The following is a 15,534-nucleotide window of genomic DNA, read 5'->3' on the forward strand; positions in this document are numbered from 1 at the left end:
GGCGAGGGCAAGATGCGTCTGGTGGGCGATGTGGATTTCGCCTCGGCGGTTGAGGTCGCGGGCGCGATCACCCCGGTTCCGGGCGGCGTCGGCCCGATGACCATCGCGTGCCTTCTGGCCAACACGCTCACCGCCTGCTGCCGGGCGAACCATCTTCCCGAACCCGAAGGCCTGACCGCCTGACCTCGCTCCCCGGCCGCCCGAGGCCGGGGAAACCCTTGCCCCCTTGCGCGCTTTCCACTACGCCAGAGCGCGATTTCTCACTCAAAGGTCGGATACGCCCATGCGTCTTTCCCGCTACTTCCTGCCCGTTCTCAAGGAAAACCCCTCGGAGGCGCAGATCGCCTCGCACCGGCTGATGCTGCGCGCCGGCATGATCAAGCAGGAGTCGGCCGGCATCTACGCGTGGCTGCCGCTCGGTTACAAGGTGCTGCGTCGCCTGGCGCAGATCGTGCACGAGGAGCAGGAGCGCGCCGGGCATATCCCGCTTCTGATGCCGACGCTGCAATCGGCCGATCTGTGGCGCGAGTCGGGCCGTTACGACGCCTACGGCCCCGAGATGCTGCGCTTCAAGGACCGTCACGACCGCGAGATGCTCTACGGTCCGACCAACGAGGAGATGATCACCGACATCTTCCGCACCTATGTGTCCTCCTACAAGGACCTGCCGGTGACGCTGTATCAGATCCAGTGGAAGTTCCGCGACGAGATCCGCCCGCGCTTCGGCGTGATGCGGGGCCGCGAATTCTACATGAAGGACGGTTACAACTTCGACCTGACCCGCGAAGACGCGCTTCATGCCTACAACCGCCACATGGTCAGCTATCTGCGCACCTACGAGCGCATGGGCCTGACCGCGATCCCGATGCGCGCCGATTCCGGCCCGATCGGCGGCGACAACACGCATGAGTTCCTGGTCCTCGCCCAGACCGGCGAATCCGAGGTGTTCTATGACGCCCGCGTGCCGGAGCTGAAGCTCGGCGAGCGGGCGGTGGATTACGACGACCGCGAACAGGTGGCCGGGATCTGCAAGGAATTCACCACGCTCTACGCCCGCACCGACGAAACCCATGACGTGAAGGTGTTCGAGGATCAGGTCCCCGAAGAGCACCGCCGCGTCGGCCGCGGCATCGAGGTCGGTCAGATCTTCTACTTCGGCACCAAGTATTCCGAAGCGATGGGCGCCGTCGTCACCACGCCCGACGGGCGCAAGGTGCCGGTCGAGATGGGCTCGCACGGGATCGGCGTCAGCCGCCTGATCGGCGCGTTGATCGAGGCGAACCACGACGAGAAGGGTATCATCTGGCCGGAAGGCGTGACGCCGTTCCATGTCGGCATCGTCAACCTCAAGCAGGGCGACAGCGCCACTGACGCGGCCTGCGATTCGATCCATGCTGCGCTGGTCGCGGCCGGTCTCGATCCGCTTTACGACGACCGTGACGAGCGCGCGGGCTCCAAGTTCGCGACGATGGATCTGATCGGCCTGCCGTGGCGGATCACCGTCGGCCCGCGCGGTCTGGCGAACAACGTGGTCGAACTGACCTCGCGCCGCACCGGCAAGTCCGAGGAGATGTCGGCCGCCGCCGCCGTCGCCCGGATCAAGGAAATCTACGCGGCTCTCTGAGCGGCACCGGCGCGAGGGGGCTCTGCCCCCTCGGGCTTCGCCCTCACCCCCGGGATATTTGCGGCAAAGCGAAAGCCGGAGCGCGCTTCTGCCTTTCGGCTTTCCCCAAATATCCCGGGGGTGAATTTGCGCGTCAGCGCAAAGAGGGGGCAGAGCCCCCCCACTTCGGTCTCATTCTGGCGCGGACGTGAACCGTTCGCCCCGGCGTCCGGCTTGACCTCGGCCCTGCTCCGGTCCAGCGTGCGCCAAAACTTCGGGAGCCCACGATGGCCGGACGCACTGCCCCGTTCTCGCGTTTCGAATTCATGATCGCTTGGCGCTACCTTCGGGCGCGCCGCGCCGAGGGGGGCGTGTCGGTCATGACCTGGATCAGCCTCGTCGGCATCACGCTTGGCGTCGCCGCGCTGATCATCACTCTGGCGGTGCGCGCGGGCTTCCGCGCCGAGTTCGTCGATACGATCCTCGGCTCGAACGCCCATGTCACGGTCTATTCCGCCCCCGAGGAAGTGGTTCCGGGATCCGGGATCTATTCGTCGCTCATGCGCGATTATGACGAGCGCGCCGCGCGCATCGCCAGGGTGCCGGGCGTCATCCGCGCCGCGCCGATCGTGCGGGCCCAGGCGATGGTCAATTTCGGCGACCGTTCCAATGTCGCCGAGGTCTTCGGCATCACCGAAGCCAATCTGCGCACCATCCCGCGCATCGCCAATCCCGAGACCTCGCTCGGCGACATCGACCAGTTCGGCGACGGGATCGCGATGGGCGCGGAACTCGCGCGCGAGCTGGGCGTCGGGCTCGGCGACAAGGTGAAGCTGATCTCGCCGAACGGGGCGAAGACGCCGGTGGGCACCACGCCGCGGGTCAACGCCTATACCGTCACCTATATCTTCACCTCGGGCCGCTGGGACATCGACAAGACCCGCGTCTACATGCCCTTCGCCGAGGCGCAGAGCTTCTTCAACCGCGAGGGCGGCGCCGACGAGATCGAGGTCGACGTGACCGATCCCGAGAATGTCGACGACTGGTCCGACGCGCTGACCACGGCGGGGGGACCCGGCACCATGCTGTGGAGCTGGCGCGATGCCTCGGGCAGCTTCCTGCGCGCGCTTTCCATCGAGGACAACGTGATGTTCGTGATCCTCTCGGTGCTGGTGCTGATCGCGACGATGAACATCACCTCGGGGCTGATCATGCTGGTGAAGAACAAGGGCCGCGACATCGGCATCCTGCGCACCATGGGGCTGACCGAGGGCTCTATCCTGCGGGTGTTCTTCCTGTGCGGCGCTTTCACCGGGGTGATCGGCACGCTCGCGGGCCTCGCCATCGGGGTGGTGTTCTCGCTCTACATCAACGACGTGATGTCCTTCGTGAACTGGATCAACGGCGGCGGTGTCTGGGATCCGTCGATCCGCGGCATCTACGAGCTTCCGGCGAAGCTGCAGGCGAAGGACATCGTCAAGGCGGTGGCGTTGTCGCTCGGGCTGAGCTTCGTCGTCACGATCTTCCCGGCGCGCCGTGCCGCGCGTCTGAACCCGGTGGAGGCCCTGCGCTATGAGTGATGTCCTGAGCCTCGAGGCGATCGAGAAGTCCTACAACAAGGGCAAGCCCGGCGAAATCCGGGTGTTGCGCGGCATCAATCTGGCAATCCCGCGCGGGCAGGTGGTGGCGCTGGTCGCGCCTTCGGGTGCGGGCAAGTCGACGCTTCTGCATATCGCCGGACTGCTCGACACGCCCGACAGCGGGCGGGTGGTGCTGAACGGTGAGGATCTGAGCCGCGCCTCTGACAGGCGCCGCACCGAGGCGCGCCGGAACGAACTCGGCTTCGTCTATCAGTTCCACCATCTGCTGCCCGAATTCACCGCCGAGGAGAACGTGGTTCTGCCGCAGCTCGCGAATGGGGTGTCGCGGGGTGCCGCGCTCGCGCGCGCGCGGGCACTGCTGGCGCGGGTCGGGCTGTCCGAGCGCTGCGGGCACCGGCCGTCCGCCATGTCGGGGGGCGAGCAGCAGCGCGTCGCCTTCTGCCGGGCGCTCGCCAACGGGCCGAGCCTTCTGCTCGCCGACGAGCCGACCGGCAACCTCGATCCCGGCACCTCGGACACGGTGTTCGGCGTGCTGATGGATCTGGTGCGCGAGACCGGGCTGTCGGCGCTGATCGCGACGCATAACCTCGACCTCGCGGCGCGGATGGACCGGGTGGTGCGTCTCGATGCCGGCGTGCTGAGCGAGGCGGCACGATGATCCTCTACGGGCTGAAGACCTGCGACACCTGCCGCAAGGCCGCGAAGGCGCTGGAGGCGGCGGGTCATGCCGTGACCTTCCGCGACGTGCGGGCCGAGCCGCTGAGCGGCACCGAGATCGCGACCTTCCTCGCCGCTTTCGGCGATCGTCTGGTGAACCGCTCTTCGACCACCTGGCGCGGGCTTGACGAAGCGGAGCGCGCGCGCCCCGCGGCGGAGCTGCTGGCGGCGCATCCGGCTCTGATGAAGCGGCCGGTGCTGGTCGAGGGCGAGAAGATCACGCTCGGCTGGGACAAGGCGGCGCAGGGCCTCTGGCTGTAACGGCCGGAGACCGGGGCCGGGATCAGGGGGAATCATGGACCTGTCGGTTTACCTGACCGGGATGTCGGTCGGGCTCAGTCTGATCGTGGCGATCGGGGCGCAGAATGCTTTCGTGCTGCGGCAGGGGCTGCGCGGGGAACATGTGCTTTGGGTCGTGCTGGCCTGCGCGCTGTCGGATGCCGTGCTGATCGGCTTCGGGGTGACGGGCTTCGGCTCGGTCCTCGGAGTGGCGCCCTGGCTCGATCCGGTGATGCGCTACGGCGGCGCGGCGTTCCTTGGCTGGTATGGGCTGCGCAGTCTGCGCGCGGCCTTCGGTCCCGATGCGGCGCTGAACGTCACCGATGCCGAGGGGCCGCGGCCGCTGCGCGGGGTGCTGATGGCCTGCCTCGCGATCACCTGGCTGAACCCGCATGTCTATCTCGATACGCTGGTGCTGCTCGGCTCGGTCTCGACGCAGTTTCCGGGGCGGGCGGGGTCTTTCGCCGCCGGCGCGATCAGCGGCTCGTTCCTGTTCTTCTTCGCGCTCGGCTACGGGGCGCGCTGGCTGCGGCCGGTATTCGCGCGGCCTGTTGCCTGGCGCGTGCTGGAAGCGCTGATCGCCGCGGTGATGTGGTCGATCGCGCTGCGGCTGATCCTCGGGCTGTAGGGGCGGGCGCCGCTCACAGGCTCCTGAACCGAAATGGCCCGCGCAGTCGCCTGCGCGGGCCGAATGTCGGTTGTTTCGTCCGCTTGTCCGCGATCAGAGCAGCTTCAGATCGCCGGCCGAGGCCCGGCCATCGCGGCCCGAGAGCAGCTCGTAGCTGATCTTCTGGTTGTCGGCGAGCGACTTCAGACCCGCACGCTCGACGGCCGAGATATGGACGAATACGTCCTTGCCGCCATCGTCCGGGGCGATGAAGCCATAGCCCTTGGTCGTGTTGAACCACTTAACGGTGCCCGTGGCCATTCCGTCTCTCCTCCAAGTGTCATTACCGGGGCCCGATTGCCCCCGGGTCGTGCAGCCAGGTCTTTCAGATATTCCGGCTGCCCCGTCAGGAGGGAGCGGTAGAAAGTCTGCGTCCACGCAGCCCGAAGCGTGCCACAGGCCCCGCGAATTGCAAATAAAAAAAGGGCGGAAGGCTTTCGCCCTCCGCCCTCCTCATGATTTTCAGGCGTTTGCCCGCGCTTTGTGCGCTCAGCGCAGGTCGGGCGCCAGAGCCTCGCCGCGCAGCTCGGTCAGCACCAGATCGAGCGCCATCGTCTCGGTCCGGTTCTCGCCCAGACGACGCACCGAAACCGTGCCGTCCTCGACCTCTTTCAGGCCGACGGCGAAGATGTAGGGCACCTTGCCGAGGCTGTGCTCGCGCACCTTGTAGTTGATCTTCTCGTTGCGGGTGTCGGCCTCGGCGCGGATGCCGGCGGCCTTCAGTTTCTCGACCACGCTCAGCACGTAATCGTCGGCATCCGACACGATGGAGGCGACGACCACCTGCCGCGGAGCCAGCCACAGCGGCAGCTTGCCGGCATGGCTCTCGATCAGGATGCCGATGAAACGCTCGAATGAGCCGAGGCAGGCGCGGTGCAGCATGATCGGGCGGTGACGCGCACCGTCCTGACCGATGTAGCTCGCATCCAGACGCTCGGGCAGGTTCGGGTCGACCTGGAGGGTGCCGCACTGCCAGTCGCGGCCGATGGCGTCGGTCAGCACGAATTCGAGCTTCGGACCGTAGAACGCGCCTTCGCCTTCCTGGATCTCGAAGTCATAGCCGGCGTGCTTGCAGGCATTGCCGAGCGCGGCCTCGGCGTGATCCCAGCTTTCTTCCGTGCCGATGCGCTTCTCGGGGCGGGTCGACAGCTTGATGCGCCATTCGGTGAAGCCGAGATCGGCATAGACCGAGGCCAGGAATTCGATGAACTTCTTGGTCTCGCTCTCGATCTGGCTTTCCATGCAGAAGATATGCGCATCGTCCTGCGTGAAGCCGCGCACCCGCATGATGCCATGCAGCGCGCCCGAGGGCTCGTAGCGCGCGCAGGAGCCGAATTCCGCCATGCGCAGCGGCAGGTCGCGGTAGGACTTGATGCCGTGGTTGAAGATCTGCACGTGACAGGGGCAGTTCATCGGCTTGAGCGCGTTGACCACCTTCTCCTTGGCGCCTTCCTCGTCGACCTCGACGATGAACATGTTCTCGCGGTAGTTCTCCCAGTGGCCCGACTTCTCCCACAGGATGCGGTTGACCACCTTGGGGGTGTTGACCTCGACATAGCCGTCGGCGTGCTGGCGGCGGTGCATGTAGGACTGCAGTTCCGTGTAGATGGTCCAGCCGTTCGGATGCCAGAACACCTGACCGGGGGCCTCTTCCTGCATGTGGAACAGGTCCATCTCCTTGCCGAGCTTGCGGTGGTCGCGCTTGGCGGCCTCCTCGAGCATGGTCATGTGGGCCTTCAGATCCTCGCGGGTGCGGAAGGCGATGCCGTAGATCCGCTGCAGCATCGGCCGCGTCGCATCGCCCAGCCAGTAGGCACCCGCGACATGGGTCAGCTTGAACGCATCCGCCGGCACCTGGCCGGTCGATTGCAGATGCGGACCGCGGCACAGGTCCTGCCAGTCGCCGTGCCAGTACATGCGGATGTTCTCGCCCTCGGGGATGCGGTTGACCAGCTCCACCTTGTAGGGCTCGCCGCGGTCCTCGTAATAGTGGATCGCGCGGGCGCGGTCCCAGACCTCGGTGCGGACCGGCTCGCGGGCGTTGATGATCTTCTTCATCTGCGCCTCGATGGCACCCAGATCCTCGGGGGTGAAGGGCTCGGCGCGGTCGAAGTCGTAGAACCAGCCGTAATCGCGCACCGGCCCGATGGTGACCTTGACGTCGGGCCACAGCTCCTGCACGGCACGCGCCATGATATGGGCGAGGTCGTGGCGGATCAGTTCCAGCGCCGGAACCGTGTCCTTCATCGTGTTGATCGAGATCCGCGCGTCATGATCGAGCGGCCATTGCAAATCGAAGTGATGCCCGTCGACCTGCGCCGAGATCGCGGCCTTCGCCAGCGACTTGGAGATCGAGGCGGCCACTTCGGCCGGCGTCGTGCCCTTCGCGAATTCGCGCTTGGAGCCATCGGGGAATGTGAGGGTGATCTGGTCGGACATCTGGTCCTCCTCGTCGGTTTGGCGCCCACGGAGCGCCCGGTTGCGGGTTATGCTTACGGGCGGGGTATGCCTCCGCCTCCCGGCCAAGTCAACCGGCGGCGGGCGTGGCGCGGGGGGCTTCGTCCGGGGTGGTGCAGGGGCGTTAACCATCCGTTAACGCTGATCTGCCTTCAATCGGCCATGCGTGCGGTTCTCGTTCTTTGCCTGATTGCATCTGGTCCGGTTCCGGCCATGGCGGGGCCATGGCTGCGCACGCCCGGCACCGGCTTCGTCAGTCTCAGCCGCGAGGTTCGCCCGGACGGCACGGACTGGTCGGCCCTCTATGCCGAATACGGGGTGAGCGAGCGGCTCACAGCTGTTCTCGATGCCGGCTCCTCCGAGGCGGGGGGCGGCAGGGTGGCGATCGGTTCCGTGCGGGTTCCGCTGTGGCAAGGCGGGGCAGGGCGGGTCGCACTCGGTTTCGGACTGGGCGAGGGCTGGAGGGACGGCGGGGCACCGTCTTACACGGTGGTGCAGGGCGTGCTGAGCTGGGGGCGCAGCTTCGAACGTGCGGGGCGCAGCGGCTGGACATCTTTCGATGCGACGGTGCGCGACACGCCGGGGGCCGCAGCGTCCGAGCGCAAGCTCGATGCGACGCTCGGGGCCTGGATGCGGCCGGGCGACGCGCTGATCGGTCAGGCGCAGTTCGCCGACTGGACCGGAGGCGAGCAACTGCGGGTGGGTCTGGGCTGGGTTACGCGCCTCGGCCCGGTGTCGGTCGAGACCGGGGTGGGGCAGCGGCTGCGTCAGGGGTGCGAGACTGACCTGAAGATCGGCCTTTGGGTCGAGTTCTAGGCATTCCGCGCCCCCAGACTGGAGTGCCAGGCGTCATGGCCGGTCACTCCCGAGGGGCAACGGCATCGCTTCGCGTGACAGCGCCCGGTCGGCGTTTCCGGAGTGCAACCGAAGCCTCGCACTGAGGTGACGGAGTGATCCTTCGCGCCTGTCTTTCGATTCGCCCCAAATATCCCGGGGGTGAGGGCCGCAGGCCCGAGGGGGCAGAGCCCCCTGTCGTCAGCAGAGACAGAGCCGATCCGTGGCAAAAAGGGGCTCTGCCCCCTCTTTGCGGCCTCCCCTTGCGGGGCGACCGCAAATTCACCCCCGGGATATTTGGGGCGAATCGAAAGCATGACGGGCATTTCCGTCCGGAGCGCCGCGATGAGCGGGCCGGCGGGATCCGCTAGCCTTCCAGCGCCTTGCGCCCGACAGCGAACCACTTGTCCATGATGCGGGTGATTTCCTCGGGCGCCTCGAGGGGCAGCAGATGGCCCGCGCCGCGCACCATGCGAAATTCCGCGAGCAGCATCAGTTCGGCCAGAATTTCGTGTCGGCGCGGCGGGCAGATCGTGTCGAATTCGCCGCACAGCAGCAGCACGCGCTGGCGCGCGCTGCGCAGCGCGCGCTGCAGGTCCGGCCGGCGCATCAGGGCGCGCGACTGGCGTGCGAAAGCCTCCGGGCCGAGCGAAGCGGCCATCTCCAGAAGCAGAGCCTGAGCCGGCAGCGCCGCCTCGCCCGGGCCGAGAGTGGAGGCCGGGATCTCTTCCAGCATCGCCTCGTCGAGCCGGTCGCTCAGCGCCATGATGATCCGGTCCTCGCGCTGTGAGGCGAATTGCGCGCTTTCGCCCATCGCGGAGACGTCCATCAGCACCGCTTCGGTCACCCGGTGCGGCACCCGGCGCAGGATCTCCATCGCCACGATCCCGCCGAGCCAGTGCCCGACCAGCGTGAATCGTTCGGGCAGACTTGCGGTGACGTTATCGGCCATTTCCTCGATGGTTTCGCCCGCGAGCGGTAGCACGATCACCGGACGCTCGGCCGAGAAGTGCATCAGCTGGTGCCAGAACAGCCGCATGTCGCACATGAATCCCGGCAGGAAAACCAGCGGATCGCCTGGCATCTCTTTGTCCTCAGTTCGCTCTCGGTCCGGCCCCTAATTGCCGCAGACTGCCGGCGGGGAAAAGCCCCGATTGCGTCTCAGCCGATGCGCGGTGCGATGCGCGCTAGGATTTCCTCGATCGTGTTGCAGATCAGCGCGATATCCGCAGGTTCCGAGAACCGGTGATCGGCGCCCTTGACCACGCTCAGCCTGATATCCGACCCCGTCGCATGATCGAACAGCCGCAGCGCCGTCGCGACCGAGACCACCGTGTCGGCGGAGCCTTGCAAGAACCGCGACGGGAAGGGCAGGGACAGCGGTGCACGCAGCACAAGCCGCTCGCGCCCGTCCTCGATCAGCGCATGGCTGATGCGGTAGGGGGCGCCGTAGTCCGACGGGAAGTCGATGTAGCCTTGGCGCACCATCTGCGCCCGCTGTGCCGTGTCGAGCGCGGCCCAATAACCGTCCTCGGTGAAATCGGGCGCGCCCGCGATGGTGACGAGCCCCGCGACCAGCTCCGGGTGCTCGCGCGCGATCAGCAGCGACAGCCAGCCCCCCATCGACGAACCGACCAGCACCTGCGGCCCCTGCGTCAGCTGCCGGATGGCGGCGCGGGCATCCTCGAACCACTGGCCGATGGTGCCGTCCTCGAACGCGCCCCCCGACACCCCGTGCCCAGAGCAGTCGAAGCGCAGGAACGGCCGCCCCGTGCGCCGCGCCCAGTCGGCAAGCGCCACCGCCTTCGTGCCCTGCATGTCGGATTTCAGCCCGTGCAGGAACACCACCCCCGGTCCGGTGCCGTCGATCCGGTCATAAGCGATGCGGCGCCCCTCGGGCGTGGTCAGATAATCGGTCATGGCAAGCTCCGGCACGGGTTCCGTCGGGCCGAGCCTAAACGGAGCCCGCCCCGGCTGCAATTGCCACCGCGGGCCTCAGACGCCGCGCGCCAGCGCCGCGACGCCGGTGCGCGCCACGTCGATCAGCCCGAGCGGCCGCATCAGATCGGCGAAGGCGTCGATCTTCTCGGGCGCGCCGGTGATCTCGAAGACGAAGCTTTCAAGCGTCGAATCGACCACATTGGCGCGGAAGATCTCGGCCAGACGCAGCGCCTCGATCCGCGCATCGCCCTTGCCCTGCACCTTGAACAGCGCCAGCTCGCGCTCGACCGCCACCGCCTCGGTGGTCAGGTCGGTCACCTGATGCACCGGAACGATCCGGCTCAGCTGGGCGCGGATCTGCTCGATCACCGCCTCGGTGCCGCGCGTCACGACGGTGATGCGCGAGCGATGCCCCGCATGGTCGATCTCGGCCACGGTCAGGCTGTCGATGTTGTAGCCCCGGCCCGAGAACAGGCCGATCACGCGCGCCAGAACGCCCGCCTCGTTGTCGACGATCACCGCCAGCGTATGCGAGCGTTCCGCCGTCTCGTGATGATCGCGCAGATCGTAGGCCGAATGCGACGAAGCGCCCGTGCCAATGTTCAGTGCCGCCACGACCCTGTCTCCTTCTTTCGGCTTTCCACAAATATCCCGGGGTCCGGGGCAGAGCCCCGGTCCGCCGTCTCAGACCAGAGCCGCGCCGGACTTGAACGCCTCGGCATCGGCGGCGAGCAGCATCTCGTTATGCGGCTTGCCCGAGGGAATCATCGGGAAGCAGTTCTCGTGCTTTTCCACCAGGCAATCGAACAGCACCGGCCCGTCATAGTCGATCATTTCCATGATCGCATCGTCCAGATCCTTCGGATCCGAGCAGATGATGCCCTTCCAGCCATAGGCCTCGGCCAGCTTGACGAAATCGGGCAGGCTTTCCGACCAGCTTTGCGAATAGCGCTCGCCATGCAGCAGCTCCTGCCACTGGCGCACCATGCCGAGGCGCTCGTTGTTCAGGATGAACTGCTTCACCGGGGCGAAGAACTGCGTCGCGGTGCCCATCTCCTGCACGTTCATCTGCCAGCTCGCCTCGCCGGCGACGTTGATCACCAGCGCCTCGGGATGGGCGATCTGCACGCCGATCGAGGCCGGGAAGCCATAGCCCATCGTGCCGAGCCCACCCGAGGTCATCCAGCGGTTCGGCTTGTCGAAATGCAGGAACTGCGCCGCCCACATCTGGTGCTGACCGACCTCGGTGGTGATGTAACGATCCCGCCCGCGGGTCAGCGCCTCCAGCCGTTCCAGCGCATATTGCGGTTTGATCGTGGTCTCCGAACCCGCGTAGGCGAGGCAGTTGATCTTCTTCCAGCCCTCGATCTGCTTCCACCAGCCCTCGATCGCCGCGCGGTTGGTCTTCGAGCCGCGCGCCTTCCACAGATCCAGCGCCGCCGCGATCAGCTTGCCGACATCGGCCACGATCGGCAGATCGACGCGGATGATCTTGTTGATCGACGAGGGGTCGATATCGACATGCACCTTCACCGAGCCGGGCGAGAAATCCGACACCCGGCCGGTGATCCGGTCATCGAACCGCGCACCGAGGCAGATCATCAGATCGCAATCGTGCATCGCGAGATTCGCCTCGTAGAGGCCGTGCATCCCCAGCATCCCGAGCCAGTTCTTCCCGCTCGCCGGATAGGCGCCGAGCCCCATCAGCGTCGAGGTGATCGGAAAACCCGTGGCCTCGACCAGCTCGGTCATCTGGCGCGCGGCCTCGGGGCCGGCGTTGATCACGCCGCCGCCGGTGTAGAACACCGGGCGCTCCGCGCGCTCGATCAGCTCGACCAGACGTTCCACGGCCTGCGGATCGGGTTCGGTGCGCGGGCGGTAATGACCGGGCTTCGCAGCCTTCGGGCCGACATAGGTCGCGGTGGCGAACTGCACATCCTTCGGCAGGTCGATCAGCACCGGCCCCGGACGGCCCGAGGTCGCCACGGTGAACGCCTGATGAATGGTATCGGCGAGCGCATCGGGCTCTTTCACCAGCCAGTTGTGCTTGGTGCAGGGGCGGGTGATGCCGACGGTATCGGCCTCCTGGAAGGCGTCGGTGCCGATCATGAAGGTCGGCACCTGGCCCGAAAACACCACCAGCGGGATCGAATCCATCAGCGCATCGGTCAGCCCGGTCACCGCATTGGTCGCGCCGGGCCCCGAGGTCACCAGCACCACGCCCGGCTTGCCGGTCGAGCGGGCATAGCCCTCGGCCATGTGCACCGCAGCCTGTTCATGACGCACCAGAATGTGGCGGATGTCGTTTTGCTGGAAGATCGCGTCATAGATCGGCAGCACCGCACCGCCCGGATAGCCGAAGATCGTGTCGACGCCATGATCCTTGAGCGCCCGCACGACGATCTGCGCCCCGGTCATGGTTTCCTGCGTCATCCGGTCCTGCTGCGCCACCGGCGCTCCGGTCATCTGTTCCGACATCGGTCTTCTCCAGTTCTGGCCCGTCGCTCCTCCGGGCTCTCGCAATCGCAACAAAAAGCCCCCGCGGGTCGGGCGGGGGCGCATGGGAACCATCAGGGTCAAACCGCCTCAGCGGCCCATGCGCCTGTTTCCTACCTCGACAAGAAGCGACAGCATCTTTTGGCTCCACGTTTGAACGGGACGGACCTTAGGAGGGCGTCCGGGTGCCGTCAATGCTGAAAATCGGAATTAAATGTCCGCAATCCTGACCTATCTTGCCTGAAATTGCGAATTTATCCCGTGGTTGGAAACTTTATGGTGATCCTCTGGCTGAAATGCGCATTTTTCGCTCGACCTCGCCGGCGGGAAGGCGCAGGAGGGGCGCCACAAGGCTCCCTCCCTCGCCCGGTGTCCGTGTAAAAGGCGGTTTCGGTTCGGAAAAACCGAGTGAAACCGTTATTTCCTTGACCTCGCGAAGGAGTTTGGCCAATGAAACCGGACTTGCGCCCCCGGATGGGGGCTTTCGCTGTTTTTTGAGAGGGAGGAGAAGTCGATGGGCAGCCTGCTCGCCCTGTCGCGTGTGATCGACGCGATCAACGACCGGATCGGCAAGGCGGTGTCCTGGCTGATCCTGCTGGCGATTCTGGTCAGCACCGGAAATGCGATCGTGCGCAAGGTGTTCGACACCTCGTCGAACGCCTGGCTGGAACTGCAATGGTATCTGTTCGGCGCCGCCTTCATGCTGGCCGCCGCCTATACGCTGAAGCAGAACGAGCATATCCGCATCGATATTCTGTATGGTGCCGTGTCGCGGCGCAAGCAGCACTGGATCGACCTGTTCGGTCACGTGTTCTTCCTGATGCCGATGGCGACGCTCATGGTGTGGCTGCTGGTGCCTTACGCATTCAGCTCGTTCCGCACCGGAGAGATGTCGCCGAATTCGGGCGGTCTGATCCTGTGGCCGGCGAAGGCGATCCTGCTCGCGGGCTTCGTCTTGCTGTTCGCCCAGGGCATCTCCGAGATCATCAAGAAGATCGCGGTGATGCGCGGGCTGATCGAGGATCCGTTCCCCGAGACCGAAACCCATGCCGCTGTCGCCGCGATGAAGACCGAGGAGACGAACTGATGCTCGAATTCATTGCGCTGAACATGGCGCCGATCATGTTCGGCTCGCTGATCCTGTTCCTGATTCTGGGCTATCCGGTGGCCTTCGCGCTGGCCGCGAACGGGTTGCTGTTCTTCGTCGTGGGCGTGGAACTTGCGCCGATGTCGGGCGGTGCGATCAACCTGAGCTGGCCGCTGCTGAGCGCGATGCCGGACCGGATCTGGGCGCAGGTGCTGGCCAACGATACATTGCTGGCCATTCCATTCTTCACCTTCATGGGCATCGTGCTGGAGAAATCCGGCATGGCCGAGGATCTGCTCGACACCATCGGGCAGCTGTTCGGGCCGATCCGCGGCGGTCTCGCCTATGCGGTGGTGATCGTGGGCGCGCTGCTTGCCGCGACCACGGGCGTCGTCGCGGCCTCGGTGATCGCGATGGGGCTGATCTCGCTGCCGATCATGCTGCGCTACGGCTATGATCGCAGCGTGGCTTCCGGCGTCATCACGGCCTCGGGTACATTGGCGCAGATCATCCCGCCGTCGCTGGTGCTGATCGTTCTGGCCGATCAGCTCGGCCGGTCGGTGGGCGACATGTATGCCGGCGCGCTGGTGCCCTCGCTGGTGCTGACCGGGTGCTACATCCTCTACATCTTCATCATGTCGATCGTGCGGCCGAACTCGATGCCGGCGCTGCCGCTCGAAGCGCGCACGCTCGGCACCGGAGTGATGTCGCTCGCCGTCGTCACGGTCCTCGGCGTCGCGGTGTTCTTCGCCGCCGAGAACCTGATCGACACCAGCCACGGCAAGAACTCCGAGATGATGGCCTTCACCGTCGCGGTGGTGGTGTGCTACGTCATCGCGCTGACCGACCGGAAGCTGAAGCTGAACCGCATGTCGAAGCTGGCACAGCAGGTCATCATCGTTCTGGTGCCGCCGCTCGCGCTGATCTTCCTGGTGCTGGGCACGATCTTCCTCGGCATCGCCACGCCGACCGAGGGCGGTGCGATGGGCGCCACGGGCTCGCTGCTGCTGGCGCTGGCCAAGGGGCGGCTGAACCTGAAGGTGCTGAAGGACGCGCTGGCCTCGACCACGCGGCTCTCGGCCTTCGTGATGTTCATCCTGATCGGGGCGCGGTTCTTCTCGCTGACCTTCTACGGTGTGAACGGGCATCTGTGGGTCGAGCATCTGCTGACCTCGCTTCCGGGCGGGCAGACCGGCTTCCTGATCGTTGTGGCGCTGCTGGTGTTCTTCCTGGCGTTCTTCCTCGATTATTTCGAGCTCGCGTTCATCATCGTGCCGCTGCTGGCACCGGCGGCCGATGCGCTCGGCATCGACCTGATCTGGTTCGGTGTGATCCTGGCGGTGATGATGCAGACCTCGTTCATGCACCCGCCGTTCGGCTTCGCGCTGTTCTTCCTGCGCTCGGTGGCACCGAAGGCGGCCTATGCAGACCGGATCACCGGCCAGACGATCGAGCCGGTGAAGACCTCGCAGATCTACTGGGGTGCTGTGCCGTTCCTCGGGATTCAGATCGCGATGGTGGTGGCGGTGATCGCCTTCCCGCAGATGGTGATGCACTACAAGGGCAAGCCGGTCGACGTGTCGAACGTGACGCTGACGCTGCCTTCGACGCCGGGCCTCGGCGGGTTCGATGCCGGTCTGGGGGGCGGTCTGGGCGGTGGCCTCGGCCTGCCGCCGATCGGTGGTGCGCCCGGTGCGGCTTCGGGAGTGGCCCCGGCCATTCCGGCACTGCCGGATCTGAGCACACCGCCGGCGATTCCTGCGCCTTCGGGCAACAACTGACACGACAGGCGGCGGTCCCCGGGGGCCGCCGCTTTTCATCCGGCCCTCGCCATCCCGGCCCGGCGGCCCGG

The 15,534-nt window shown here is 66.2% G+C and carries 14 protein-coding genes and 1 pseudogene; 9 read left to right on the plus strand and 6 right to left on the minus strand.

Translation table 11 applies throughout. From position 1 onward, the window contains the following. The 6 genes and pseudogenes from CG50_RS14310 to CG50_RS14335 all read left to right on the plus strand — a co-directional run. Window positions 1-183, plus strand: a pseudogene (locus CG50_RS14310) (bifunctional methylenetetrahydrofolate dehydrogenase/methenyltetrahydrofolate cyclohydrolase); the annotation flags it as partial. Between the two features lie 100 nt (window positions 184-283). Beyond that, window positions 284-1,624 (plus strand): proline--tRNA ligase, encoded by a 1,341-nt coding sequence (gene proS / locus CG50_RS14315; RefSeq protein WP_036639807.1) that lies wholly within the window; start codon window positions 284-286, stop codon window positions 1,622-1,624. 266 nt (window positions 1,625-1,890) lie between these two features. Continuing rightward, entirely contained in the window at window positions 1,891-3,183 is a 1,293-nt protein-coding gene (locus CG50_RS14320) for a lipoprotein-releasing ABC transporter permease subunit (RefSeq protein ID WP_036639809.1), read from the plus strand. Further along, window positions 3,176-3,862, plus strand: coding sequence for an ABC transporter ATP-binding protein (locus CG50_RS14325; RefSeq protein WP_036639811.1), 687 nt, complete (start codon window positions 3,176-3,178; stop codon window positions 3,860-3,862). Before CG50_RS14320 ends, CG50_RS14325 begins: the two co-directional genes overlap by 8 nt. Next, the gene (locus tag CG50_RS14330; protein ID WP_036639813.1) at window positions 3,859-4,182 is read left to right on the plus strand and encodes an arsenate reductase family protein; all 324 of its coding nucleotides are present in this window, start codon (window positions 3,859-3,861) and stop codon (window positions 4,180-4,182) included. Before CG50_RS14325 ends, CG50_RS14330 begins: the two co-directional genes overlap by 4 nt. 34 nt (window positions 4,183-4,216) lie before the next feature. Beyond that, a complete protein-coding gene (locus CG50_RS14335; RefSeq protein WP_036639816.1) occupies window positions 4,217-4,828 on the plus strand; it encodes a LysE/ArgO family amino acid transporter in 612 nt (203 codons plus the stop codon). 93 nt (window positions 4,829-4,921) lie between these two features. On the opposite strand, the gene CG50_RS14340 is transcribed toward CG50_RS14335, so the two are convergent. Then, entirely contained in the window at window positions 4,922-5,128 is a 207-nt protein-coding gene (locus CG50_RS14340) for a cold-shock protein (protein ID WP_036639818.1), read from the minus strand. 228 nt (window positions 5,129-5,356) lie between these two features. After that, complete coding sequence (gene thrS / locus CG50_RS14345) at window positions 5,357-7,306, minus strand: threonine--tRNA ligase (protein ID WP_036639820.1); 1,950 nt, start codon at window positions 7,304-7,306, stop codon at window positions 5,357-5,359. A gap of 231 nt (window positions 7,307-7,537) precedes the next feature. Between thrS and CG50_RS16330 the strand changes: the two genes are divergently transcribed. Next, window positions 7,538-8,140: a hypothetical protein gene (locus tag CG50_RS16330; protein WP_051910036.1), complete on the plus strand. Its 603-nt coding sequence runs from the start codon at window positions 7,538-7,540 to the stop codon at window positions 8,138-8,140. Window positions 8,141-8,525: 385 nt separating this feature from the next. On the opposite strand, the gene CG50_RS14355 is transcribed toward CG50_RS16330, so the two are convergent. From CG50_RS14355 to CG50_RS14370, 4 genes are all read right to left on the minus strand, one after another. Continuing rightward, complete coding sequence (locus tag CG50_RS14355; RefSeq protein WP_036639823.1) at window positions 8,526-9,242, minus strand: alpha/beta fold hydrolase; 717 nt, start codon at window positions 9,240-9,242, stop codon at window positions 8,526-8,528. Between the two features lie 77 nt (window positions 9,243-9,319). Further along, on the minus strand, window positions 9,320-10,078 hold the full coding sequence (locus CG50_RS14360; RefSeq protein WP_036639825.1) for an alpha/beta hydrolase: 759 nt from the start codon (window positions 10,076-10,078) through the stop codon (window positions 9,320-9,322). A 75-nt stretch (window positions 10,079-10,153) separates the two neighbouring features. After that, window positions 10,154-10,714 carry an acetolactate synthase small subunit gene (ilvN, locus tag CG50_RS14365; protein WP_036639827.1) on the minus strand — a complete coding sequence of 187 codons (561 nt, stop codon included), beginning with the start codon at window positions 10,712-10,714 and terminating at the stop codon, window positions 10,154-10,156. Between the two features lie 69 nt (window positions 10,715-10,783). Next, on the minus strand, window positions 10,784-12,532 hold the full coding sequence (locus CG50_RS14370) for an acetolactate synthase 3 large subunit (RefSeq protein WP_036639871.1): 1,749 nt from the start codon (window positions 12,530-12,532) through the stop codon (window positions 10,784-10,786). A 577-nt stretch (window positions 12,533-13,109) separates the two neighbouring features. Between CG50_RS14370 and CG50_RS14375 the strand changes: the two genes are divergently transcribed. Continuing rightward, the gene (locus CG50_RS14375; RefSeq protein WP_051910037.1) at window positions 13,110-13,682 is read left to right on the plus strand and encodes a TRAP transporter small permease subunit; all 573 of its coding nucleotides are present in this window, start codon (window positions 13,110-13,112) and stop codon (window positions 13,680-13,682) included. Continuing rightward, entirely contained in the window at window positions 13,682-15,463 is a 1,782-nt protein-coding gene (locus CG50_RS14380) for a TRAP transporter large permease (protein ID WP_036639828.1), read from the plus strand. Before CG50_RS14375 ends, CG50_RS14380 begins: the two co-directional genes overlap by 1 nt. Window positions 15,464-15,534: the final 71 nt, after the last annotated feature.

Source organism: Paenirhodobacter enshiensis, assembly GCF_000740785.1.
Taxonomy (GTDB): domain Bacteria; phylum Pseudomonadota; class Alphaproteobacteria; order Rhodobacterales; family Rhodobacteraceae; genus Rhodobacter; species Rhodobacter enshiensis.